Consider the following 23,999-nt stretch of genomic DNA (forward strand, 5'->3'; position numbering starts at 1 on the left):
GGTATAAGTTTAATAAGACTTATACCTATTTAAAAACTAGCCAAGAGTAGTCATAACAAATTCTTCTTCAGCAACTACAATAGGTAAGCCAGTATGAATAAAAGAGTTGATTTTAAATACAGGAGTTCTATCAACTATATCTACATATCCAATAGCAATACCATTTGAATAAACACCAGCATTCATTAGAGAAACAGCAGCAGCGCCGTAACCTTCATAACTTAAACTGGTTTTAGTTTCACCATCTTTAGAGTAATTAGAGAATTCAAGGATTCCTTTACAAACCGCAGTCCCACCTGTGGTCAGTTTATTGGATAAAGAAACAATCTCAACAGTCATTACAGACAGCATAATTTTTGCCTCAAAACGAATTATTTTCACTAAATTATTTGCGTAGCAAGTTTTACCACTAGATACCTAGTATCTAGTGGTGAGAAGTGGTTAAACAGCAGCAAGCTCAGATATTTTTTTAGCTCCAGTGAGCATATCCAATTTGCTAACTATAAATACCGCTTTAGAGCGCATTTCACCAGTATTTTTATCAGTCCAAGATTCAACTTTCATTTCACCTTGAACAGTAATAACTTTACCAATTTCTAAAAAGTTAGCAACAGTTTCCGCAAGCTTTCCCCATGCTTCACAAGTGTGGTATATGGGTTCCTCGGAAGCGTAGGGACGCTTAACAGCAACACTAAACTTTGTTACTACTTTTGAAGACGAGAAGTATTTAGTTTCTGGACTATTAGAAACGCGACCAGTGAACTCGTGAACATTAGTATAAGTCATGGGTTTTCTCCATTATTTTTCACACTAAATACTGCGTTAGCAGTTCTTTCTCATCTATTAAGAGAAAGCAAGAATTTCCGTTTCTTGTCTTCTTCTAATAAATCTCATTAAAAAATTTGCGAAGCATTATTTCGCTCGAAAGCTTAAAAGCTAGAATGGAATCTCATCATTGTCATCGAAAGCAGGTAGGTCTTCTAATTTAAGTTTTGATTTAGTGGACTTTTTTCTATTTTTCTTAGCAGGTTTTGCCGCATTTTCTAATGCTGTTTCAACCTCACCAGAAAGTTGTACATTTTCAGAAGCTATTTCATTAGTATCTTGAGGAACATCTTCAGCAAGATCGCTAGGTTTAGCTGGAGGTTCTGAGTAAGTTAGTATTTCTTCAATCGAGACTAAACTAGGTGGCTTAGTAACAGTAATAACAAAGTTTTCAACTTTACCTTTAGCCACTTTAAGCACTGCACCTGCGGCTCTTAACTGACTAGCGAGAGTGTTGACGCTTTCAAAGTTTACTTCGATAGTTTGTGTCGTCATAAATTAACCTTAGTTGCTTCATTTATTTTTCATATTAATTACTGCGGTAGCAGTTCTTTCTCATCTATTAGGAGAAGGCAAAAAATTCCGTTTCTCGTCTTCTTTTAGTAAATCTCATTAAGAATTTCGTACCGTTTTTTGAACAACTATGTGAAAACTTGTTTTCACATAGTTGTTGCGTAGCAATCAGATAACCTTTGCTAATAAATTATGCAAACAGTAATCGCAATCTTTCCTGCAAGTAGGTATACCGTTCACTATCTTTGACTTGCCTAACTGCTAAACCGATTGCTTTAGTTGTGCCAACAATAACTGCTAGTTTTCTACCGCGAGTTAAACCTGTATAAATCAAGTTGCGTGACAACATCACATAATGCTGCATGAAAATAGGCAAGATTACTACAGGGTACTCCGAACCTTGGGCTTTGTGAATAGTCACAGCAAATGCTAGGGCTAACTCATTAATATCAGCATAGTCATAGTTAACAAACCGCTCCTCAAACTGCACTGTTATTTCTTGTTCTTCATTATCAATTGCAGCAATTACCCCCAAGTCACCATTAAAAACCTCGCGGTTATAGTCATTGACTTGTTGAATTACGCGATCGCCTACTCGCAGTTTCATCCCACCGCGAAATAGTTCAGCTTTACCTTGGCACGGTGGATTAAGTAATTCTTGCAATACCGCATTAAGATTGCGCGTTCCCACTTCTCCCCTAGTCATTGGGCATAGCACCTGTACATCCTTTGCTGGGTCAAAACCTAGTTTGGGAATTACATCGGTTAACAATTCTCGGATGCCCTGCACTCCATGTTCGGGTTCGGGAGCGTTCAACCACAGGCAATCGGAGCGCGGCGAAAGAGACACCGATTCTAGAGTTGGGTACTGTCCAGAATTGATCCGATGAGCATTGCGGACAATGTGGCTTGCTTGAGCTTGGCGAAATACTTGCTCTAAGCGCACTACAGGTATTTGCTGTGACGCAATTAGGTCGCGCAGCACGTTTCCAGGTCCGACACTGGGAAGCTGATCTATATCCCCGACTAATAGCAGTTGGGCATCCTTCGGTATTGCTTTGAGTAGCGAATGACCTAAAAATAGGTCAAGCATCGATGCTTCATCTATACCTACCGATTGTGCTTCTATAGGATTATCCGCATCCCGTTTAAACTTCATCGTTCTGGGGTCAAATTCCAGCAGGCGATGAATAGTCTTTGCTTCGCAGCCCGTCATCTCGTTCAAGCGCTTTGCGGCTCTACCAGTGGGGGAAGCAAGAACAATAGATTTACCCATCGCTTTCCAAAGTGCCACAATAGTGCGAGTTGTAAAAGTCTTACCCGTTCCAGGCCCTCCCGTAAGAATGAGGATTTTTTGAGTTGCTGCCATTTCTACCGCTTGCCGTTGCTGGGGCGATAACGGCATTCCTGTTACTTTTGTAAACTTGTCAATCCATCCAATAACTCTCTCTTTATCTACTACGACCGGACGGCTCAACAACTGATGCAGCCCTTTAGCCAAATTCTGTTCGCTAGTAAAAAATGGTTTTTGATAACAGACAAATTGGTGGTGCCGATGACCCTGCATCACCAACTCCTCGTCCATTGCCATCTGAAAGATTAGTTTAGTTATTACTTGTGGCAATGGTTGATGGTCAGCTATTGTTAGCCTTTCTACTACTTTTTCGGTCAGTTCCATATAAGGCAAGAAACAGTGTCCGTCTTCTGCGGCTTCCCCCAAGACATGGATAATCCCCGCGCGGTATCGATACTCGCTATCAGGAGCAATCCCCAAGTTCCGAGCGATCGCATCGGCGGTCACAAAACCAATTCCATAAATATCCGTTGCTAACTGGTATGGGTTATTGGTAACAGTTGTAATTGACTCGTCGCCATAGTGTTTATAGATTTTGACGGCGTAAGTTGTGGAGACACCATGCCCTTGCAAAAACACCATCACTTCTTTAATCGCCTTTTGCTTGTCCCAGGCTTCTTGAATCATCTTTACTCGCTTTTTAGCGATGCCAGGAACTTCTTTTAAGCGCTCAATAGAATATTCAATAATATCTAAAGTATCAAATCCAAAGTGAGCAACTATGCGTTTGGCGGTGACGGGTCCCACACCTTTAATCAAGCCACTACCTAAATACTTTTCAATCCCTGTAATTGTCGCTGGTTTAGTTTCCTGATACTGCGTGACTTGAAACTGTTGCCCAAACTTGGGATGTTCCCGCCATATACCAGTTAACTTCAGGGTTTGCCCTGCTTGAATATTAGGAAAGCTGCCTACAATTGTTACCAAGTCTCTGTTACCAGGGGTTTTAAACCGCGCCACACTATAACCGGACTCTGCTGAGTGATAAGTTAGCCGTTCTACTACTCCTATTGTTAATTCATATTCTGAAGACATTTTTCAACCTTATTAAAGTAAAGAACGGCAATAAATTAATCTTAAATTGTGATTTATTTGAGCTTAGTTTTGTGCTAAATTAATAATATAAAGCTATCCTAATCTTAGGGTAAAAAGTAAAGGCATGACTGGAACTCTAAGTATTTAGTCGCAAAGATTTTGTACACTTCCAGCTACACTAAGAGAAAAACTTTGGCGACCAAATTATTAATTGTTGAGTCCCCTGGCAAAATCAAAAAACTCAGTCAAATTCTTGGTTCTGATTGGTTAGTTAAAGCCAGCATGGGGCATATTCGAGAATTAGCTAATGACGGTGCTGATTCTTTGGGTTTCGACTTGGTGGGCAACACCGTTAATTGCCGCTTTATCCCACGTTCAGAGAAAGGGGCGCAAACCATCAAACAACTCCAAACAGCCGTTAAGCAGGTTCAAACGGTTGTTCTAGCGACCGACTCTGACCGGGAAGGAGAAACGATCGCCTGGCATCTGAGCCAAGCATTGCACCTTAAAAATCCAGTGCGCGTTGTTTATACCGAAATTACTCCCACAGCCGTAAGAAATGCGATCGCGCATCCACGTCAAATTGACCAAAATATGGTTAACGCTGGACTGTGCCGCAGCGTTCTTGACAAATTAGTCGGTTATAGAGGCTCTCCCTTGCTATGGCAACTCCAAAATGGTGCAAAGAGCATGGGTCGAGTGCAAAGCGCTACGCTGCATATTCTTTGCATTAGAGAGAAAGAAATTCAAGCATTCGTTCCTCAAGATTATTGGAGCGTTTACGTTGATTACAAAGAAGGTTTCCGCGCTTATTATTTGGGTTTAGGACATGAAAAGGGCAACTCAGACTTATCAGAATCACAGCTAGATGACAGCCGTAATCCACTAGAGAAAACTGCACCAGAATCAAGTCGAGTCTTAACTAAAGCACAAGCTGATAGTATTGTTCAAACAGCAAAAGCTAACCCGCACCATGTTGTCTCTGTCGAAGGAAAAATCACTACTCGTACTCCTCCCCCAGCTTTTGTTACTTCATCTTTGCAGCAAGCGGCAGGGACAAAGCTCAAGTTCAGCCCAGAAAAAACAATGCAAGTGGCACAATCGTTGTATGAAGCGGGGTTAATAACCTATATGCGGACTGACAGTATTGCCCTAGCTTCAGACTTTTGTGCGGCAGTGAGGAGTTGGTTGCAATCACACGACCCTGATAATATTCCTATTAAGTCAAGTCAACATAAGCAAGTTAAAGGGGCGCAAGAGGCACACGAGGCTATCCGTCCTACTGACATTCATAAGCCATCAGCCCAATTAAAAGTTGAATTATCTGATGTTGAATTTGCCTTGTACGTGATGATTTGGAAGCGGACGGTTGCTTCCCAGTGTCAAAGTGCTAGATTACGCCAAACTGTTGTAGTAACTAAATCAGGCGAATTATTTTGGCACGCAAAAGGGCAGATTATGGAGTTTCCTGGCTATACGAAGTATTGGAATAATATTAGTGCTGACTCGGAACTACCTACCTTGCCGCAGGGACAAGTGTTGACTTTAGACAAGGCAAATCACGAGCAAAAGCAAACTCAGCCGCCGCCCCGTTACAGCGAACCCAAGTTAGTTCAAGTTATGGAGCGTAAAGGTATTGGTCGTCCTAGCACCTATGCAGCAATGATTAAAGTTCTTAAAGACAGACTTTATGCAACTTTAACCAAAGGTACTTTGCAGCCGACGGCAATGGGATTAGAAGTAGATAGTTTTTTAAGTGAAGCAATGCCGGATCTTATTCAAACGGAGTTTACGGCGGCAATGGAATTAAAGCTTGATGCGATCGCCGAAGGCAAGCAGGATTGGCAGCAATATTTAACAGGCTGGAACCGGGATTACTTTACAAGTGCGATCGCCAAAGCAGTACAAATTATCCCTAATCGTCAGGTGGCTACAAAAGAAAAAGTGACGGTTCAAGCAGATATTTCCCGTACTCGTTGCCCTGATTGCCAAAACTACCTAGCAAAGATTCCTAATTCCAAAGTCAGCAAAAAATATTTTCTCAAGTGCGTCAGTGGTTGTGCCGGTACAGTGCTGTTTTGGTCGGAACGAGAAAAAAAATGGCAGAAGCCTAAACCTAAAAACGAACTTGCTCAAAAGAGTCCCCTAATCCCTGCAATATTAACTGAGCATAAATGCCCAGTTTGCAAAAAACCTTTAGAAGAATACTCCTATCAAAAAGATGGGCAAGCAAAGAAACTATTACGGTGTTCAAATCCTAAATCTCGCACAGATAAAAAACATAAAGAATTAGTTTATTTTCATACTGAGAAAGGTTGGTGGAGTCCTAAGTTTGGCAAGATAGATTGATTGCCTTAACACTTTTGAGTTAATTTAGCGATCGCATCTGTCAAGCTAATTGCAGCGGTTCACAAGGGTAGATAGGAAAATGTGAATATAGGTGCGATTTCTCCCTGATAAGGACGAACATCTATTAGGTATCTATTCTTGTTTTCCTGCTCTTCAATCCATAAGTCATCGAGGCGAACGCCTTCAACTTGGAACAGCGTATCGTCAATTTTAATAACACTTCCCAATTGTGGTAGCGATGGCACAACATCGTGCCAAAGGTAGTCGTTTCCGAAATGTTTTTTGTCTGGGAAACTACCCCAGATCGAAATTTCAAAATCTGACGACAAATTTTTGGCGTTCATTTTTATTATCTGTAAAACTAATGTTATTATACTTTTTACCGGAAGTCACCTAAATTCTATTTGTTTATTGGCATGAGCAAAATATCCCAAACAAGTCGCGGGGATACAGACTTGTTTAACGCTGATTTAGCAGCTTCAACTTTCGCCACCAACTTGCTATCTTGGTACTGCGTCCACCACTGATACTGCAAAAAGTCGAGCAACCACCTTTGCTGTTCTAAACCCAATTCTTTGATTTGTTTGCTTACTTGTACTGCTGCTAAAATACTATTGTCCGCGCCAGGCGGTTTTAATTTTAGTAATTTTGGTGGTAAGGATCGATAAATTTGGTCATAAACAATAGCTTGGCCCGGACTACCTGTTGCCATATCTAAAACAGTTGGATTAGATAAGACATCTGTTCGATCCAGTTTTTGCAATACTAGAGCCATTTCTGAAGTTGAAAGCGGACGAAAAGGAATTTCTGCACAGCGACTAGCAATTGTTGGTAAGAGCGGCTTACAAGTTAACAAAATAATGCAGTTATTGCCCCCCGGTTCTTCTAAGGTCTTGAGTAATGCGTTAGCGGCAGTAGTATTCATTAGATGGGCATCAGCAATGACTACAACTTTGCGGTTAGAATTTATTGCTGACGTACTCAAAAACTGATCGATCTCTCGAACTTGCTCGACTCTAATACCTGGTTCAGACGCACGAGTAATACCTAGCGCCTTTAACCCGTCTGCGCTGATTAAATTGCCTTGGTGCAAATAAGTTGGCTCTATCCACAGCAGATCGGGATGGTTGTCAAAGTTATTTGTATTCAGCAACTTAGAGCTAACTATACGTGCTGCGAGGGTTTTACCAATCCCATCAATGCCAGCAAACAAATAGGCTGGCGGAACTCGATTTGTTGCGATCGCACTATTGAGTTCCGCGATCGCTAGTTTCTGCCCAACTATTTGGTCAAAGTCTAAAGGAACTTTACAGCCTTTGTTTTCCTGAAGTGCGGTGAACCTATCTTCTTGAACTATTGTGGTAACTGAATTTTCTGTTGTTTCTGCTAGAAAAGATAATTGATGCACAATTTTTCACCTGGAACCCATGATAATAAATCCACCACCTAAATCAGTTTCTTTTTTGTGCGGATTGCAGCAATTAACACATAAACTGTAATCGCTAGTTGAGCAGCAGAAAAGGTCTATTATTTGCTTGCAATTTGTACACTGTTTTTTAGCAATTTGTGTTTTTTTTGATAGTGTCATAGAACCTTTAACGGCACAATTGTACAAGTTGAGTTTGCATTACTAGGCGCTCGTCAGTTTCAGACTTTAGCCTTAACTCTAATTCCAGCAATAGAGGTAAAGCCTCTCTCAATCGCTCTACTGGTACATTAGCGATTTCATTTCGCAAAAAGTACAGACGTTTGGGATTTTTGATTTCTGCTAGAGTTGCGATCGCATTATCGTTTTGCCAGCCTTCAATCTGGCAGACTTTAACCGTAAGCCAAGTCCTGAACGTGGTAACAAGAGTTGCGACAATCTTGAGCGGCGGCTCGTTGCAGCGCAGCAAGTTATCAGTAATTTGCAACGCTGCATCGGTATCTCCAGCTAGAATCGCACTAGCAAGCTTCAGAGCATTACCACTGCTATTATTTACAAGCTCAACTACTTCGTCCTGGTGGATAATTTCACCACCAGTATAAGTTTTGAGTTTCTCTAATTCACTATGGATGAGTCTAGTGTTATTTCCAACGGCTTCAACTAAAGCTAGTGTTGCTTGCCGGGATATTTGTACGCCTATTTGACGAGCTTGACTTTGTACCTGATAGCAAAGAGCATCAGTATTCCAGGGAGCAATTAAAGAAAATTCCTTAGTTTGAGCATTATTAAGAATAGACTTTACTAATTTATTTCTAGCATCAGGTTTGTTAGTAAAAGTTAGCAGTAAAGTATTGGTACTGGGAATAAATGACCAGACAGTAGCTAATTGCTCAAATATATCCACCGAGCAATTAGCTACATATACAAGGCGATTTCCACTGCCTACCGGAGGGGTGAGAACATCGGTTATGGCTGCGGCGATCTCATTTTCCTCAAATTGGCGATAATTAAAAACAAACCAGTCAGGAGCGACTAACTGGCTTTGTTGTTTGACAGCTTGTGCCATTAAAAATTCGTCTTCGCCCCAATAAATATGAATTGGCATTAGTTAAATCCTATCCTTTTTTAATTGCAAATAATTCTTGAACGTAATTGCAAATTTTGAGGCTGGCTGAAGCAGGATCGTTTTCTGGAACTTCTTTGCAAAGAATCTCAAAAGTAACTTTTAGTATTTCGCAATGATTAAAAGGATCGTACTTGTTTGGGTGCAACCTAACAATAGTTGTAGCTGCTTCTGTAATTACATGAGCTTTCGATTTTAGCATGGTTTTTTAGGGAAGTTAATTGTGCTACTAAAGTAGAATGTCCTTCTTTAAAACGGAGAATTATCTTCTAATTCTGCACAGGCATCGTCATTTCTGTTTCTATATATATTCTTCAGTTGACAAATGCCTCGCTCAAAATAAGTACATTCATAGCACTTGTATCCGCCACTGATTTCAGTTAGGTCTAATTCATTGTCACAATTTACAATTTCTTCAGGCTCAAAGCTGTATTCTGTATAAGATATGCCACCACACTCAACAGTTTGACGCTCGTACATTTCTGTATACCAATAAATAGTTTTTCATCTATTTATTGCGATAGCAAATGTATTTATTTATGATTAAGAATCTATTTCTACTGCTAAATTAGTTAAAAGATATTTGTTCATTGTTAAATTTAAACAAAGTTAAAGCGGTAAGAGTAAGTTCAATCCTACCGCTTCTCACTTTATCTACTAGCTTGCTTTTGCTGTCTGACAAAATCTACCCAGGCTGGAGCTTTTTTACCATTAATAGGCACTAGAGAATTCATGTACTTTTGCAAGGTTTCTGGGCTTAAATGAGGTAATTCTTGCTGCGCCCAAGAAATGGCATCGCTAGGCTTTTTCCAATTAGCCCAAATTGCTACCTTGGGTTCTATTGGTGTAGCTGGTGGCTCTATCACCGAAGTCTTCTTTACTCCAGGTAACAAGCCAAGTATGCCTATTTCTAACCATAATTGAGGTTGGGTAGATTGTTTTACTTGGATTTCGCTTTCTCTAAGGTGCTGTTGTGCTTTTAAAATAGATGGCAGTTCCCAAAGTTTCGCCATCTGACACAATTTCTGCCAACTTTCAATGGTTAATGCTACCATCTGTTGTTGAGTGGGGCTATTTTTAGCAATTAGCAAGTCACGGAAAATTCCAGCTACGTTCTCTAATACTGTCAGTGAGTCTTTACCACTTTCAAGGATTCGGCGAATGACAGTCAATAACTCTTTGGAGTCATCACGAGAAATCGCACTCAGCAGCGAAAGTAAATCTTGTTCCTTGACCGAACCAACTAATTCTCTAACCATTTCGGGATTGATGGTATCGCTGTCTCTCAAACTCAACTGGTCGAGTAACGTTTCCGCATCTCTAAGTCCACCGTTGGACAACTGAGCGATTAAACGAATTGCTTCTGGCGTTACATCAATAAGTTCTTCTTTTGCTATAAAGGCTAAATGCGTTATCATCGCTTCAAGTTCGATGCGCTTGAAATCAAACCTTTGGCAGCGCGAAGCAATAGTTAAAGGCACTTTCATAACTTCTGTAGTACAGAGAATAAACACCACATTCTCCGGTGGCTCTTCCAAGGTTTTGAGCAAAGCTTGAAAAGCCTGGGAACTCAGGCTATGAACTTCGTCAATGATATAGACCTTGTACCTCGATTCCATTGGAGCTAACTGGCAGCGCTCAATTAGTTCTCGAATGTTATCTACTCCCGAATTACTTGCCGCGTCAAGTTCTGTTACATCCAAAGATATACCTTTAGCAATCCCCAGACAGGAGCCACACTTACCGCAGGGGTTACTTGTGGGCATTGCTCCGGTTGTACAGTTGAGAGATTTAGCTAAAATCCGAGCGCTGGAGGTTTTGCCCGTACCTCTTGAACCAGTAAATAAGTAGGCTGGGGCAATACGATTTGAGGAAATCGCGTTAGTCAGAGTAAGAGAAATTGCGTTCTGTCCGACTAACTGAGCAAAGGTTTGGGGACGGTATTTGTGATGAATGGGTTGGTACATAGGTAGGTTTTGGTTTGACTTAATTAGGCTGCAATAACCGAACCTGGAATCTCATCATTAATTTGAGGCGCAACATCAAATTCCTTGATTTGCTTTAACTGCACGGGCATAATTAATACAAATTGATTCGTATTTTCTATAGGCGCAAGAATGACTGGATGACCTGGGGCGCTTGCTTTGATAACTATTTCGCTACTATCAATAGCTCTAACTGCTTCACTTAAATATTTGATATTGAAGCCAATTGTAAAATCAGCATCGTAATCTTCAGATGTTACTGCTACTGATTCCACAGCACCACCGAGGTCTGGGGCTTCTGCGTACAAAGTTGCTACACCCGGACTAAAAGTAATTTGAACAAATCGGTCTTTTTGACCCGCTAAAGTTGCTACTCGATTTAGAGCCGATGACAAAATGTTTTTATTGACAATAAACCGATAGTTGAACTGAGTGGGGATGAGCGATCGGTAATTGGGGTATTGTTGGTCTAATAACCTAGATGTGACACAAATATTTGCTAACTGGAAGGAAATAAGACTTTCATCAGCTATAGTGATTTGGCATTCGCCCTTAGTCGTGACAAGTATTTCCTTTAAACGAGTAACTGTAGCATGAGGAATGGTTGCAGCACTGTCAAATTCTTCTGTTCCATTATGACTGCAAGCTACACCTAAACGATGCCCGTCAGTGGCGGCGGTTTCCCAGATGGTTGCTGATAGCTTGAGATGAATTGCTGCTAGAACCTGTTGAAGCTCGTTACGAGCGGCAAAAGGTAATGTCGAGGCGATCGCGCATTTAATTACTTCAACACTCAAAGTTGTACTTTTGCCTACAACTGTTGGCATTTCGGGAAACTCACTTGGGTCTGTGGCGGTAGCTAAACGACACTTGCCTGTACTATGAGTAATTGTTAATTGATTGCTGGTTACTTCTAAAACCAGTTGTTCGTGCAAACTAGCAACTACATCGTGGAACAATTCAGCGTTTACAGCTATTGTACCCCCATCGAGTATTTGACAAGCTGCATGAGTTTTGATCCCCAAGTTACCATTAAAGCCCGTAACAATTACTTGTTGATTTTTTATGTCTGCTTGAAATAGAAAACAAGACATTATGGGTATATTTGGATGATTGCTGATAGCTTTATAAGCATTACCAAGCAAAGTCGCTAAAGATTTTTGAGCGATTTCTAGTTTCATAATTATATTTTGCTAATAGATAATTTTTGGTGAAGTGATGAAGTGAGCGCGCTACATAATTCCATAAACGTTTATGGAATTATGCCTAATTAGAAATCAATGACTCTAGAAAATTCTGGTAACATAACTTGGGTTGTAGTGTGTGCAGCCAATTGGAGTGTTTCTCTCCTTAACTGTCTCTGCTTGCTTTCAACTAAATCAATTTTGATCTGTTGAAGCTGTTCTACTAGCTCCGCTAATTTATCTAACGTTTCATAGTCGAAACTCAAGGCAAAACTGTCTCCAGCTTCGATAAACGAGCAACATCTGTTGTCGCCGTTGCTATAACTATTGATTGCCGTTTCTGCAGTCACGGTGACTTCTTGAAATTGGTGGATTTTCATTGCTTTTTGGGGATTCTTCGCCTAATGTGAGCATTCATAATTGCTAAACAAACATCTAAGTTTTTGAGCATAGTTTTGTTTTTTGTCTTAAAAAAATCAGAGTGCGTGGCATATCGCACTCTAACGATTTACCCTTACTTCCCACTTTCGCCGCGCGCAAGCGCAAATCGTTCGTACTGTTTAAAACTTGGCTAAAATATCGGGGTTGGTATACAAACTTCGTGACGCACCAGAATTGATATCAAAGTAAGTGGCAAATTTTCTCAAACCCCCTGTTAAGGTGAGAGCTAATAGATATTCGCTAGCGATCGCGGCTACGTGCTGGTTAACAAACAAACTTTGTTGGTTTCTAGCTACTAATTCGGCGCAGGAAAGAGGAGTAGACTGTTTTTCTTCGGGCAATGCTTCTAATAATTCAGGGTGCAGGATAATGGGACTAGGAAGAACTTTACAAAAATTAGGCTTTGACAAATTATCAAAAGCTTGTTCCAATTGAAAACAATTTGACGAACCGAGTAATACTTGCCCAGAAGTACGGTGGTTGCCGCAATCCAGCCACCAAACATCTGGTACATAATAGGTTCCATAGCCATTATTTAGGCAAGCAGCAATTTCTTGGCGGGCGGCGGCGTTGTCCACGCAGCCAACAATAATAACTAAGCTGCGCCAAGGTGCTTTTGCCATTACTGGTGTAAAGGGCTGACTAATAGCGCTAATATTGCAGCCCATAGCTAAAGCGTACCTTGCTGCTAATACTTCGGCTTTTGGTAAACCAATATCTCCTGGTTGGAAGTTTTGCCTAGGAATATTTTTTGCTTCGACAATATCTGGGTCAATAATTGTACAAGCAGTTGTTTTGGTAGTAGTTGTCTCAAATTCTTTCATTAATCTGGCGATCGCGCTAATCAAAAAGCCTCCCGTACCTCCCGCACCCACTAATACAAACTCCACATGATTGTGCTGAGACACAATTAATGGTACGGCTTGGCTATAGGACAAATCTATTTGCATCAACGATTCCTGGTGGTAGTTCAAATACTTGACAAGCGGGCAGAACTTGAAAATGAGTGTAGATACCCACCCGGACGCTAATAGTTGGTTGAGTAAATATTTCTCCCAAAACTGCAAATAGCCTAAACTTGCCCGATTCTTCTTTATCGTCGGCAATTGAAAATTCCGCCGCCATCTGGTGATGAGAATGGACTTCTACGATCGCTGATTCGTAAAATGGATCTAGGGGGCGTTTTGGGGTAACGCTATATTTTGTAGCAATTTGGTCTGGAATAATGAGTTGCCAGTCACCGTCAGTAAAGGCTAAATAGAATAGAACTTCCTCTTGTCCGGCGGCAATTGATAGTTCTAGCATCGTAGATACTAAGGGCTGTGGAATGGGTGGGTAATCGAAGTTGAAGTAAGGTTTGAGTTCCGGTAATCCTGGAATATTTAGCGCGCATAGCTGGACACAAACCTCAATCCCATCTCTAGCAGCGCGTAAAAATACACCATTACCTGCTAACCAATACTCTTTAATAGCAGAACTAATTGGAGGTAACGGGCAACCGGTAGCGATATTGTAAGATACAAATGTACTACCGAAGTTTAATAATTGATTCGACGACTTCTGCAACATTTTTCTTACAACTAATTAAGTCTTTGAGTGGGTAACGTTTAGCTTTTTGTCCGTGCAGTTTGAGTAACTGACTTCGCACATCTCTTGGAAACTCAATGGATTTTGATTGCACCATATGATCGTTAAAAGGGCTAGACCAAAAGCCATCCCAAGTGCTACCTATCCCCAAAGCAGAACACAGGCTGTGGGGAGTTGTGCCAAAGCAAATAGCACCGTCTAACATTACGTTTGGCAATGGGGCGTGAAATAGTTGGCTTTCGCGCGTAACTTGCTTGTCCTTTACGCACCACATCCAGTAAGAAAGTCCCCAACCCATAAACACCATTCCAGGCATTGAAACGGTAAGGGTTACAAGGCGATTATCTGTCGAATTAATTAGGGTTACAACTTGGTTGTGGGGAGGAATATACTGCACTAAATACTCCCCAAAACCATTAATTCCCCAACAAATGGTATTAGCAGGAAGAAAGCCAGAGTGCAAAGGAACGTTGTCAAAAGCTGCTTTAACACTGCTAGGAGACAGAAACTTATAGGTTGTGCGATTTTCTTGAGTGCTGACAAACAAGTATTGTCCTGACAAAAATAATAGTTGTGCCTGAATGTCTGCGGTATTGATTCTAGTTGCGAGACTCCGGGCAAGGTTGCTGGTGTCTAGGTGCGTTGTTGTAGTACCAATTACTTCTTGGCATTGTTCCATAGGGCGATTACTTGTTCGTAGTTAGTAACGGACTTTTGTAGCCATTCATCGAGCTTTTCCATTTTGGCTAAATAGCTTTGGGCAATAGTCCAATGCTCGATTAAATAATCAATCGATTCTCGATTCCAATCTAGGGATTCGTAATTTTCGTAAACAATATCAAGCCAAATACAGCCTGTGCTATGGTCGGTTAGACTTAAAACATCGCCCAAGTACGACAATGGTGCAGTTTGTGTTTGGCAAAGCTGGTCTAACTTTTGCCAACTTATGACATCGGGATCGACCAGCTTCTTGGGGGTAAATCCAAAGGCTTCTTGCCAATCAAGAAGATTGTAGCCGCAGCCTAGAACGGATATCAAAAATTGCTCGGTGGTAGTTAACTGTTCAAGCTCTACGTCATACCAATCGGTGTTTTGTGGATAGAGAGGAATATCGAACGTTCGTTCGTCTCGGTCTAAGAAGTTTTCTACTTCACCAATCGGAAACAAGCGATCGTTTACTAAAGTTAGAAACTCTATTTCACGATCGCTATACAAACTATCTGCTTGCGAACAATACAAGCAATCAACCGACGAACTTGCCCACTCATAAGGGAAATAGTGTTGATAGTGGGCAAGTAGAATTGTTTTTTGATTTAGGTCAGTTAGATACGATAGCCCTTCTTGGACAGTTAAAGGTAACTTGAAGGCAGTTAAATCCCGATAACTTGCACTGAGGAGGGAATTGGTTGGCATTTTCTTAAAGCCTTCAGAGTATCAGTTACAGTGTTTTCCCAGTCTTCTCCTACGTCAACGGCTTTAGCGATCTGTGGTTGAAAACTAATCAGCCTATCCATGTCTAAATTGCCGCTTCTTTCTAGTTCTTTTAGCTGCCAGGACAAATAGAGGGCTGGATTAACTTCGCCATCACTATCAATTAAACTCTGGACAACTACGTTACCTTTAGTTCCGGCTCGTTTTACCATCCGAATTTCTGTAATTCCGTTTTTTTCTTCGCGTCTAATGTCTGCTGTACCCACTTCTGGGAAAAAGGGCATCATCGCATTACGCAAAGTATCGTCGGTAGCTGCCACTTCATCAGATAAAGCAATTTCTTGACCTTCGAGGAATAATTTGTAAGGCATGGGTTATGTGAATAAGGATAATTGATCTACTTGATTTGTGGTATTAGGTGCGGGTAAGTCTGGCGGCGGTACTTTTGCTTTGGTGGTTTTTGCACTTGTTACCTGCGGCGCGGTGCTGGAGGTAAGTTTTTTAACTGCTGCTAGTTTTGGCAAAGCTTGTTTTAATTGCTCAAGCAATTGAGCAATTTCTGGACATTTAGTTATCTCGTCTAAAATCGTGCTGGTAATAATTGGTGGTGCGCCCTTAATACCTGCTGTAATTAATACTTGCCGGGATTGATTTACTCCAGGCATTATTTGTAATCCAACGAGGATAGTAACATTTTCAAATTTGTCGGATTTACTTTGAGAATCTAGGCAATTACTCAAGGGCGCAGTCGTTGTATTTTCCTCGTCATCATCGTTGTCTTCAACAATTTCTAATTCTTCATCATCATCTTTTTCTGGCAACATCATAATTTTTCTGTCACAATTTGTTGGCAAAGTAGTAAAGCGTTCCAATGGTAGAACGAAGATTTTTAAACGTTTCCCATCGACGCTGACACTCTCCTGGCTTGTATTTTGGAGATTGTTGGCTCCATTTATCCCAAGCCTCTAGTAAGTGTGAACTAACACCTTTTAGTGCTATGCCTACTCTTATCCAAGAGTGATAATCGTGGGCAAAGGCAGCCGGGATTTTTTGGAGATACTGTAATGCCCTTTTTTCTTCCCTATCTGTGCTTTTAGGGTAGTAAGTCACAACAGTATTCTGCACTTTGAGACTTGGCGGTGTAATCAACATTTGCGTGATCGCAAAGTCGGGTATTGGCGCTACCTCAATTTGTCTGGGACTGCGCCCTGGTAGCCAAGAGTATTTTCCTGTCAAAGGATGCTTAGATGGCGGTAGTACGGAGGCATGACCCGTACCTCGAAGCTCTAATTTCTCAACGGCTGTAATAGCAATTTTTCTTGATTTTAAACGGTCGCAACTGATGTTAGTTTTGTACAAATACTGCGCTCGTCCTAGTAGCCCTGATGTAAAAGCCACTGTAGGAGGTAGATTCGGAATTGCTTTATGAACGCTCTCGCCATCGCAATCAATGGCAATCAAATATTCCAGGCTATTTTGTCCGCAGATTACCGCAAAACCTGTGGGAGTGATTGTACTGAAGCCTTTTAATTTACTTTTTACTTGTACTCAACCAAACTTGTTAAGTTGCTCAAAGAGGTCTTCGGGCGTAAAGGGATTTTTTTGCCATTCAAATTCTACTGGCTGTTTGTCAATTGTTGGTGTAAGCAACCAGTGAGAAGGTATGTCTTTTAGAGCGAGAACTAAAGACTGGATGTGAGATTTTTTTAAGCATTTAAAAGATTTTTCAGGTTTGTATAGTTAAGAGCAGCGCTCCGCCATGAAGGGCGCGAAGCGCTACTGGGCTACGGAGTAATGCTCGAAAAGACATTCTTCAAAAAGCAGGAGATAATTTATATTATCTCCTGCTACTGTGCTAAATTGGCTCTGTAATGCTAAGAACTCGGAACTTCACATACTCCTCGTCAACAAACCAAGCTAGTTTAGTTTCCTGACTACCACTTAATTGGGAGCTTTTGACGGGAAGAGTCCCGCTCTCAGCACTTCCCAAAATCGCCGTTACACTTTCGCTGCGTTCGATAGTTCCTTGAAAGACCCCATAAGCGAATGTCCACTCGATTAGAGACAAAAAGTTGATTAGAGACATTGGTTTACCTGATAGTTTTCACCTACTGGTTGCGTTAGCAATTATTCAGGTTAACTATCTGATCTAAAAAATCTGTTAAGAGCGATCGCATCTTATAACTTTCGGCACTTGGCAGTAAATCAACTAAGATAGTTTTTAGACTCGGACTGGAAGCCTGCGTAAAATGCGGATTGAAGTTCATTGGTTATTTCATCGGGTAAGTCACCCCATTTTGATACACCAGCACTGGCAATCAAATCTTTTCTATCATCAGCCGTCATAAAGGAGGCTTTCTGGTTAGCCCTAGCTTCGGCTCCAAGAATGCGAGCATAATTTAAAAGTTTTTGTTTATCCATTTTCTTTTTCTGCATCCTAGTAAATGAATAATAATGCCAAAAATCAACTTTTAGAACTACTCCAAAACCTTGGATGTAATAATTGTATTAATTTTAAGTTCATCTGTCTAACGCCTAATCTTTACCGTTCCACAATTATAATAGAGTTTCCTAATGGTCAAGTAATTTGCGAAAATGTTGAGAATGAGAGTAAGTCTGAGGCTAATTTGCTAGTAGCACAGCATATTTTTGATCGAATATTAAGCAATTACCCAGAATTTTTAGTTAACTGGGATGAAATTAATATTGAGGCGCAGGCAGGCGACGCATTGATTAAATTAAGTGTTTATCTTTCTAATCAGTCGAAGAACTCGCACGATAAATCAAAACAACTGCAACAATTGGAGTCTGATTCTAATCTTGCAAAGGTATTTGACCGTTGTAAAGCTCAAGGCAATCTAGAGTTAGCTATCTGGGGAACCAATTTAAGTGAAAAGCGAAAAGCCACTTTAGTTGAAGCTTTACTATGGCGACGTTTCAGCAAGCAAGTTTTTACTACTAATGCACCTATGGAATTAGAGATTTTACTCAGCACTTTACAGTCATAAGACTTCGTACTTTAACCACAGATATGCTTTTCTGGTTGTACATTAGCTTCGCCCATAGCGATTGCCAGTGCCTCATTTGTCGGTTTATCAATTATTCCCATTTTGTGCCATACATCTAGCTGAAAGTTGCGACCACCTAAGCAAATAGTGCAATTACTGCGATCGCTATTGCATAAATGATTTGTCCCAGAAATTAAATAATCGTATATCTTTGCCATTGCTTCTGGGCGAAGAATGTCTGAGTTGACAAATGGGCAAGTAGCACAATGTTTTTCCTGTAATTTCATAACTATCTCCAAAACAAGCCAGAAAGTTTTTTGAGCGAGACTGAGTTTGCAGTATCAATATTTTTTGGTACTGTTGGGGTTTTCAGATGTATTAATCCTGAAATTAAGTTGTTCTGATTATCGTACCTTGCTGGGTATAAAGAAGTCGCATCTAACAAATAGCTTGAATAATCTCTAGCTATAATATGTGCTGCTTCCACATACTGTAATTCTCGCTCGTTGGGCTTGCGCGTGTAGATAGAGGGCGGTCTAATTACAGTTTTGTGTTGCGTCGGAATCGATTGGTTAAAATCTATCTCCAAAATTGACTGCGTTTTATTAATAATATTATTTGCCAGCCTAGCGAAAATAGTTCTTTCACTTCCATAGGTGAGGAAATGTATCAGGCAACCTATCTCAATTCTCTTATCTTTGGTGTCGGTGACGATGGCGCTGACAAAACCCCACTGCTTGCTTTCCCCCATGCCGACAATTCCGTGCAAGTCACCATCAAATTTGGCAATCGCACACTCCAACCACTTTCCACGCCCATAAGTTTCTATCGATTTGTGGTTGTATTTTTCAATTAAGCTTGTCGCAAAACAGCCAACTTGCTTATTCAGTCTCAGCAAAAAGGGGCTTTCCGGTAGAGTAATTGATATTTTTCTGTTCGGATAAAGCTCTGAGTTAAATTCAATTTTCATAGTAATAATTTAAGTATTAGCAACATTTATCTTTAGGGCTATTACTAATACTTAAAGTTGTGATTAAAGTATTAGTCAACTTTCCAGAACAAATTAGAAAGACCTTTAAGCGAAAAAACTTTTACTGTTTCTTGGCTTGCAGTTGCTATTTCTACTTTTGATAGTAATTCTCGTAGCAATTGTTCGTGTCTATTGATTTCTGGTAGCCTTGATAGAATTACAAAAGGGTCGATTTTTGTACCCAAAGGAGTCGGGACTAGACTTAAATATTCGTTGATAGTTTCGGTGTAATTGTAATAGGTATTAGTTTTTAGCTGTTCTAGTAACTCTAAAGCTCGGTAAACAAGTTTTTCTTCTACTGACTTAGTGTCAAGAACTGATGGCTTATAGCCTTTTTGCTTTTTCTTAGTTGCGATAGTATGCAGTTCATACAAAGCTGCACCATAGGAACCGCAGTTACGAGTTTTTGTTTGTCCGTTGTAACCAACTCGTCCCCAGGTAACTTCTAGATCGCCGTTATCATTTGCTTTCGCTTTCCAGAATTTGTTGCTATTAGCAAGAGTATCGACAAACACTAAATGCACTTTGTTATCTACAGGTTTGCTCATCTTGATTTTTTTGTGGGTATAAAATAGCAATTCCCAGCTATTAGTCAATAACTGGGAATTATATTGCGAACTGATTTTTCTACTTCTGGTGCTGTTTAAGTGAATCTATTATTTGCTGGTCTGCGATCGCTGGATCGTGGGATAGAAGTATAACGTCGTCACGAACTAGAATTAATTCCTTAACAATATCTTTAACAGAGCGTCCTTTACCTTTTTCTTGTTGGATATAACCTTGAATTTCTTCGATTTTTATTTCTTCAAGTTTCATACAAATTCACCTTCGGCATTGATTATGTATAGATACCTTACTTGTTCGTTATCGCAACTTTTAACTTCGATAAACAGCAATCCACCTTCCATGTACAAATTGTAAAGGCAAAACCGCATCTGCGCTAAAGAGCGGATGCGATCGCAGAAAAATACCCATTGTATTTCGGTTGGTACTTCAAACATTTTCAGCGCTTTGTTGAGTTTTTTGCTAATAGTCTATCTAGAAAAGGCGGTAGCTATATCTAACCACCGCCAAACGGTTAATTCAAGTTCCTCATTTTTGCCGTTCGTAATGACTTAGTTTTACCTTCTTGCACTGGATTTGAAGCGGGACGAGCAGTTTTCGCCCATTCCTGCATTCTCTCAACGGCGGCAGCATCAGTAATTGCGAGCGGAACGATGGTGCTGCGAGAGTTTTCTAAGTCGGCAAGCGCGATCTGCTGTGCGCGTCCTTCATGAAAAGCTAGAATTGCAGCTTCGGCGGCTAAGTTTTCTAACTCCGCTCCCGAAAACTTATCGGTAGAAGAGGCGATCGCTTCCAAATACTCATCAGGAAGTTCGCTGCAACCAAAACGTTCTAAGTGAATCTTCAAGATAGCTTGGCGTTCGGTGGCAGTAGGTAAATTAACAAAGAAGTTTTCATCAAAACGTCCTTTACGCTTAAATTCCGCAGGTAGAGCCTTGACATCGTTAGCGGTTGCTACAACGAATACTCCACCATCCGATTCTGCCATGAAGGTAAGAATCGTGCCAAGAATGCGTTGAGATACACCAGAGGAATCAGAATTATTTCCTAAAGCCTTATCTACTTCATCAATCCACAAAACACAGGGCTTAATTGCTAAAGCTGTTTTAAGAGCGCGTCTAACATTACCTTCAGATTCGCCAACGAGCGATCCTAACATCCTCGCAATATCTAGTTGCAGCAAAGGTAGCCTTAAAATAGCTGCGATGTTTTTAGCAATTAGGGTTTTTCCCGTACCTGGAGGTCCAGCTAACAACACGCCTTTGGGTTGCGGTAAGTTATAGGTTGCAGCCTCGCTAGTAAATAATTTTGCTCTAGCAAGTAACCACTGGCGAAACAGGTCTAAACCGCCAAAGGGAATGACAGCACTTTTACCAAGTTCGATACCCATCTGGGCTAGCATACCTGTTTTATACTCTACGGCGGCAGTGATAATGTCTGTTGTTATTTCAATGCCTCTAGCTGTTAAGTGCTTTTTGATATATAACCGGATGAAGTCTGAGACTTCTTCTAGAGTTAGTCCAAGGGTAGCTCTTGCAAGTTCTTCTGTCTGAGAAGCGGTGAGTGAACTAGACCATTGTGTCTGTTGGGCTTTTGCCGAATTTTTAAAATACTCCAGGAAGTCATTAATGTGGTTAATAACTTCATCTACCTTGGGTAAACTAACTTCCGCTACAGGAATAAGACGTATTAGCGAGTCATGCAAAGAAATTTGCTGACCAATTAATACAATACGCTTTTCTGTAGGTTTGAGGCGGTGATAAAGATTTTTTACCCGTGTCAAAATCTCCCAACTTAGAGCAGGTGAATTTTTAGCTATAAAAGGATGCACGTCACCTAAAATAAATACTCCATCACCATTAAAGTCTTGAATGAATTGAAATATGTACAACAAAGGATCGGCATGGGCGGGTTTCTTGTAAATGTCTGTAGGGGTAAATACTAGACCACCATCGTTGTTACTAATTTTGACTTGCTCAAGGGAAGATACCCCCAAATTCCAAAAATAGACAGGCAGTTCCAGCTTTTTAGTTACCTCATGTTGGATGTATTCGATAGTAGTTGTCTCGTCAGGGGATAAGACATCTACCCCAACAATCGGAATTTGCGAAGCTATGGTTGTCGTTAAGTCTTTTAACTGCATATTTTTCGTGAATAATTTGGTCTTGTTGCAGGACAAACTTCACTTGGGGTGTAACTTACTACCCCCCAGGTGAAATAGTTGAATTGATTAAGTGATTAATGCTTCTGTTTTGCCTGCACGGAGTTGGTAGTGCTGATAGTGTTGGTTTGGGCTTCCGGCTTGAAAGTGCGATCGCCCTCCTTTACAACACCGAGGGCTTCCTCAATTAGCTGAGTTGCCTCCAAGCAAGACAAGCCTTCAAATCCCTCAGCTTCAACGGTGTGCTGTCCTGTTTCTTCGTCAAAGTGAATAAGCAAAGAGCGTTCAGTAGACATATTTAGCGGCGGTTTTGTTGAGTAGTTTGATGAGCGGCGAAGGTTAAGCGGAGAGTTTGTACAGTTCCACTACTACTTTCAGTAATCGTGCATTCTCCAAGGCGTTCTGATAATTCGGCAGCTTTAGCACGGGTTACTTCATTGCCATAAGCTTGCATCAACTTATGGGTAAAAAAATCGCGCCCAAGTCGCCGCCCAGTTTCGTAATCATCTTGGATGACATCATATACATTGGTTTCTTGATTCCACCTAAAACCCATGTCTGCCCGTGCCTTCATGGTTTCCCCAGATACAATGACTTCGGCGCTGTATTCGCCTTGGTCGCCGTAGTAACCTTTAAGAGGCTGGGGATGTTCGTATACTTTTGGCTCTAATTCTAATTTGGTCAAGGCTGCAACTAAAGCTTGGCGATCGCGGATTAGAGTTTTAACTTGAGAAAAGTGTGACATTATGTGTTGGATATATGTGCAATGGGGAAGTTTGGCTTCCCCGTTTTCTTCAAATTGAGCGTAGATTTAGACGCATGACGGTAGCTTTGCCAAGTCCAGACTCATCACTACCTGATAACAAGTTATTTTGATCCGCCTCTAAACTGGCTCTGAGAGCATCAATTTCCTGTTTTAGTTGAGCGCGTCCATCCACGCTTAGGTTCTCGTTGTCTCGCTGCACAGTTTGGGAAACTAACTTAAACTTGTCAAATACATCTGTCAATGTGCCGTCAATATCGGCTCCAAGCAAAGCTTCCAGGCGTTCTGTATGATTTTTCAATCCATTTTTTAGTCGTTTGCTGGAGGAGCCAGTTTCAAATTTGGCTAAAGACGATACAAGTTTGGCGACCATTTCATAACATTCGTTTTTTGCAGCAACGATTAATTCCTGCCGGAGTTTTTGAATATCTTGCGCTTGCTGGGTTTGAATTTGGCTAACTATACGCTCGGCATTGACTTGGTTTTGAGCAGCAAGTTTTTGAGCTTCAGCGTTAGCAATATTTGTTTCTAAGGATAACTGAGACTCAATCCCAGGTATTAATTCAAACGCACCAATCCTTACTTGAAGATAGTTTTCAAGTTGCGACCTGTGGGGAAACTTCGCAGTTATTCTTTCTACCTTCTCAAGAACATCCTCTTGAGATAAACCAAACTTTTTATTAGCAAGCAAGTGGGTGATTCTTTCTAAGAATTCCTGTAATCCTTGCTCGTATTCAAGAACTAAGGAATCCCGCAATTGGTCAGCAAGCTGTTGAAGTTGTTGAAATTCTGCCCAAATTTGCGGCAACTTCTCTGCCGTACAAGCAGTCCGTCCCTCAGCGCGAATCATTTTATAGTAAATTTGATTGCGGGCGGTGGTAAGTTCGCCTCCGGCAGTTTTAAGTGCCTTAAATAAGGGGATATTAGCCAACTTTGCCTCGGATGCTTTAACTTCTTCTAAGTCTTCGCCAATAAATCCTAGTTCTTCCCATCGGATGCTGGTACTTGCAGATGTACCGCTTAAATTGACTTCTAATATGTAGAGATCGTTTTTGATCTTATTGAGGTTTCGCAAGCGTAATGCTGCTTCAGGAATTTGAAGTTGTAACATAGAGTGATTCTTGTTTGTTGGTTAGTATTGTTATCGTCGACCTGCAAGTTGTAAGACTTAAACAGAACATTCCTCTCGCACTTTGCTACTTAATTTGAAAGCCTAATAT

At 40.8% G+C, this 23,999-nt stretch carries 32 protein-coding genes; 2 read left to right on the plus strand and 30 right to left on the minus strand.

The window, feature by feature from the left end:
* Positions 1-36 precede the first annotated feature (36 nt).
* The 4 genes from C7B70_RS20745 to C7B70_RS20760 form a co-directional block, all read right to left on the minus strand.
* The gene (locus tag C7B70_RS20745; protein ID WP_146134114.1) at positions 37-381 is read right to left on the minus strand and encodes a hypothetical protein; all 345 of its coding nucleotides are present in this window, start codon (positions 379-381) and stop codon (positions 37-39) included.
* Between the two features lie 60 nt (positions 382-441).
* Positions 442-786 (minus strand): single-stranded DNA-binding protein, encoded by a 345-nt coding sequence (ssb, locus tag C7B70_RS20750; RefSeq protein WP_106370873.1) that lies wholly within the window; start codon positions 784-786, stop codon positions 442-444.
* A gap of 150 nt (positions 787-936) precedes the next feature.
* On the minus strand, positions 937-1,320 hold the full coding sequence (locus C7B70_RS20755; RefSeq protein WP_106370874.1) for a hypothetical protein: 384 nt from the start codon (positions 1,318-1,320) through the stop codon (positions 937-939).
* 208 nt (positions 1,321-1,528) lie between these two features.
* Positions 1,529-3,727, minus strand: coding sequence for an ATP-dependent RecD-like DNA helicase (locus C7B70_RS20760; protein WP_106370875.1), 2,199 nt, complete (start codon positions 3,725-3,727; stop codon positions 1,529-1,531).
* A gap of 192 nt (positions 3,728-3,919) precedes the next feature.
* Here C7B70_RS20760 and topA point away from each other — a divergent pair, with 192 nt between their 5' ends.
* Complete coding sequence (topA, locus tag C7B70_RS20765) at positions 3,920-6,076, plus strand: type I DNA topoisomerase (RefSeq protein WP_106370876.1); 2,157 nt, start codon at positions 3,920-3,922, stop codon at positions 6,074-6,076.
* A gap of 59 nt (positions 6,077-6,135) precedes the next feature.
* On the opposite strand, the gene C7B70_RS20770 is transcribed toward topA, so the two are convergent.
* The 17 genes from C7B70_RS20770 to C7B70_RS20845 form a co-directional block, all read right to left on the minus strand.
* Complete coding sequence (locus C7B70_RS20770) at positions 6,136-6,420, minus strand: hypothetical protein (RefSeq protein ID WP_106370877.1); 285 nt, start codon at positions 6,418-6,420, stop codon at positions 6,136-6,138.
* A gap of 56 nt (positions 6,421-6,476) precedes the next feature.
* Positions 6,477-7,484: an AAA family ATPase gene (locus tag C7B70_RS20775; protein WP_158260539.1), complete on the minus strand. Its 1,008-nt coding sequence runs from the start codon at positions 7,482-7,484 to the stop codon at positions 6,477-6,479.
* A 187-nt stretch (positions 7,485-7,671) separates the two neighbouring features.
* Positions 7,672-8,607 (minus strand): DNA polymerase III subunit delta, encoded by a 936-nt coding sequence (holA, locus tag C7B70_RS20780; protein WP_106370879.1) that lies wholly within the window; start codon positions 8,605-8,607, stop codon positions 7,672-7,674.
* Between the two features lie 10 nt (positions 8,608-8,617).
* Positions 8,618-8,827 (minus strand): hypothetical protein, encoded by a 210-nt coding sequence (locus C7B70_RS20785; protein WP_106370880.1) that lies wholly within the window; start codon positions 8,825-8,827, stop codon positions 8,618-8,620.
* 47 nt (positions 8,828-8,874) lie between these two features.
* Positions 8,875-9,105 (minus strand): hypothetical protein, encoded by a 231-nt coding sequence (locus tag C7B70_RS26085; RefSeq protein WP_146134115.1) that lies wholly within the window; start codon positions 9,103-9,105, stop codon positions 8,875-8,877.
* Between the two features lie 170 nt (positions 9,106-9,275).
* Entirely contained in the window at positions 9,276-10,592 is a 1,317-nt protein-coding gene (locus C7B70_RS20790) for a DNA polymerase III subunit gamma/tau (protein WP_106370881.1), read from the minus strand.
* Between the two features lie 23 nt (positions 10,593-10,615).
* Positions 10,616-11,791 carry a DNA polymerase III subunit beta gene (gene dnaN / locus C7B70_RS20795; protein ID WP_106370882.1) on the minus strand — a complete coding sequence of 392 codons (1,176 nt, stop codon included), beginning with the start codon at positions 11,789-11,791 and terminating at the stop codon, positions 10,616-10,618.
* Positions 11,792-11,880: 89 nt separating this feature from the next.
* Positions 11,881-12,174: a hypothetical protein gene (locus C7B70_RS20800; RefSeq protein WP_106370883.1), complete on the minus strand. Its 294-nt coding sequence runs from the start codon at positions 12,172-12,174 to the stop codon at positions 11,881-11,883.
* 180 nt (positions 12,175-12,354) lie between these two features.
* The gene (locus tag C7B70_RS20805; RefSeq protein ID WP_106370884.1) at positions 12,355-13,185 is read right to left on the minus strand and encodes a PRTRC system ThiF family protein; all 831 of its coding nucleotides are present in this window, start codon (positions 13,183-13,185) and stop codon (positions 12,355-12,357) included.
* On the minus strand, positions 13,163-13,804 hold the full coding sequence (locus tag C7B70_RS20810) for a hypothetical protein (RefSeq protein ID WP_106370885.1): 642 nt from the start codon (positions 13,802-13,804) through the stop codon (positions 13,163-13,165). The genes C7B70_RS20805 and C7B70_RS20810 overlap by 23 nt, the downstream gene beginning before the upstream one ends.
* Positions 13,764-14,501: a hypothetical protein gene (locus tag C7B70_RS20815; protein WP_106370886.1), complete on the minus strand. Its 738-nt coding sequence runs from the start codon at positions 14,499-14,501 to the stop codon at positions 13,764-13,766. Before C7B70_RS20815 ends, C7B70_RS20810 begins: the two co-directional genes overlap by 41 nt.
* Positions 14,480-15,235, minus strand: a complete 756-nt coding sequence (locus C7B70_RS20820) for a hypothetical protein (RefSeq protein WP_106370887.1) — start codon at positions 15,233-15,235, stop codon at positions 14,480-14,482. Before C7B70_RS20820 ends, C7B70_RS20815 begins: the two co-directional genes overlap by 22 nt.
* On the minus strand, positions 15,193-15,624 hold the full coding sequence (locus C7B70_RS20825; protein ID WP_106370888.1) for a hypothetical protein: 432 nt from the start codon (positions 15,622-15,624) through the stop codon (positions 15,193-15,195). Before C7B70_RS20825 ends, C7B70_RS20820 begins: the two co-directional genes overlap by 43 nt.
* 3 nt (positions 15,625-15,627) lie before the next feature.
* Positions 15,628-16,080, minus strand: a complete 453-nt coding sequence (locus tag C7B70_RS20830) for a hypothetical protein (RefSeq protein WP_146134116.1) — start codon at positions 16,078-16,080, stop codon at positions 15,628-15,630.
* A gap of 10 nt (positions 16,081-16,090) precedes the next feature.
* On the minus strand, positions 16,091-16,765 hold the full coding sequence (locus tag C7B70_RS20835; protein WP_255409361.1) for a PriCT-2 domain-containing protein: 675 nt from the start codon (positions 16,763-16,765) through the stop codon (positions 16,091-16,093).
* 343 nt (positions 16,766-17,108) lie between these two features.
* Positions 17,109-17,339, minus strand: coding sequence for a hypothetical protein (locus C7B70_RS20840; RefSeq protein WP_106370890.1), 231 nt, complete (start codon positions 17,337-17,339; stop codon positions 17,109-17,111).
* A 119-nt stretch (positions 17,340-17,458) separates the two neighbouring features.
* Complete coding sequence (locus C7B70_RS20845; protein WP_106370891.1) at positions 17,459-17,689, minus strand: hypothetical protein; 231 nt, start codon at positions 17,687-17,689, stop codon at positions 17,459-17,461.
* 8 nt (positions 17,690-17,697) lie between these two features.
* On the opposite strand from C7B70_RS20845, the gene C7B70_RS20850 reads away from it, so the two are divergent.
* The gene (locus C7B70_RS20850; RefSeq protein WP_106370892.1) at positions 17,698-18,261 is read left to right on the plus strand and encodes a hypothetical protein; all 564 of its coding nucleotides are present in this window, start codon (positions 17,698-17,700) and stop codon (positions 18,259-18,261) included.
* An 11-nt stretch (positions 18,262-18,272) separates the two neighbouring features.
* Here the strand turns inward: C7B70_RS20850 and C7B70_RS20855 are convergent, their stop codons facing one another.
* The 9 genes from C7B70_RS20855 to C7B70_RS20895 all read right to left on the minus strand — a co-directional run bounded on the left by C7B70_RS20855 (position 18,273) and on the right by C7B70_RS20895 (position 23,890).
* A complete protein-coding gene (locus tag C7B70_RS20855) occupies positions 18,273-18,548 on the minus strand; it encodes a hypothetical protein (protein ID WP_106370893.1) in 276 nt (91 codons plus the stop codon).
* A 2-nt stretch (positions 18,549-18,550) separates the two neighbouring features.
* Positions 18,551-19,231: a hypothetical protein gene (locus C7B70_RS20860; protein ID WP_106370894.1), complete on the minus strand. Its 681-nt coding sequence runs from the start codon at positions 19,229-19,231 to the stop codon at positions 18,551-18,553.
* Positions 19,232-19,302: 71 nt separating this feature from the next.
* Complete coding sequence (locus C7B70_RS20865) at positions 19,303-19,839, minus strand: WGR domain-containing protein (RefSeq protein ID WP_146134117.1); 537 nt, start codon at positions 19,837-19,839, stop codon at positions 19,303-19,305.
* Positions 19,840-19,918: 79 nt separating this feature from the next.
* The gene (locus C7B70_RS20870) at positions 19,919-20,107 is read right to left on the minus strand and encodes a hypothetical protein (protein WP_106370896.1); all 189 of its coding nucleotides are present in this window, start codon (positions 20,105-20,107) and stop codon (positions 19,919-19,921) included.
* Positions 20,104-20,292: a hypothetical protein gene (locus C7B70_RS20875; protein ID WP_106370897.1), complete on the minus strand. Its 189-nt coding sequence runs from the start codon at positions 20,290-20,292 to the stop codon at positions 20,104-20,106. Before C7B70_RS20875 ends, C7B70_RS20870 begins: the two co-directional genes overlap by 4 nt.
* Positions 20,293-20,369: 77 nt before the next feature.
* Complete coding sequence (locus C7B70_RS20880) at positions 20,370-21,998, minus strand: AAA family ATPase (RefSeq protein WP_106370898.1); 1,629 nt, start codon at positions 21,996-21,998, stop codon at positions 20,370-20,372.
* 95 nt (positions 21,999-22,093) lie between these two features.
* Entirely contained in the window at positions 22,094-22,312 is a 219-nt protein-coding gene (locus tag C7B70_RS20885) for a DUF2997 domain-containing protein (RefSeq protein ID WP_106370899.1), read from the minus strand.
* Positions 22,313-22,314: 2 nt separating this feature from the next.
* Positions 22,315-22,761: a DUF1257 domain-containing protein gene (locus C7B70_RS20890; RefSeq protein WP_106370900.1), complete on the minus strand. Its 447-nt coding sequence runs from the start codon at positions 22,759-22,761 to the stop codon at positions 22,315-22,317.
* Positions 22,762-22,810: 49 nt separating this feature from the next.
* On the minus strand, positions 22,811-23,890 hold the full coding sequence (locus C7B70_RS20895; RefSeq protein ID WP_106370901.1) for a hypothetical protein: 1,080 nt from the start codon (positions 23,888-23,890) through the stop codon (positions 22,811-22,813).
* Positions 23,891-23,999 lie beyond the last annotated feature (109 nt).

This window comes from Chlorogloea sp. CCALA 695 (assembly GCF_003003885.1).
In the GTDB taxonomy this organism is placed as follows: Bacteria; Cyanobacteriota; Cyanobacteriia; order Cyanobacteriales; family Chroococcidiopsidaceae; genus Aliterella.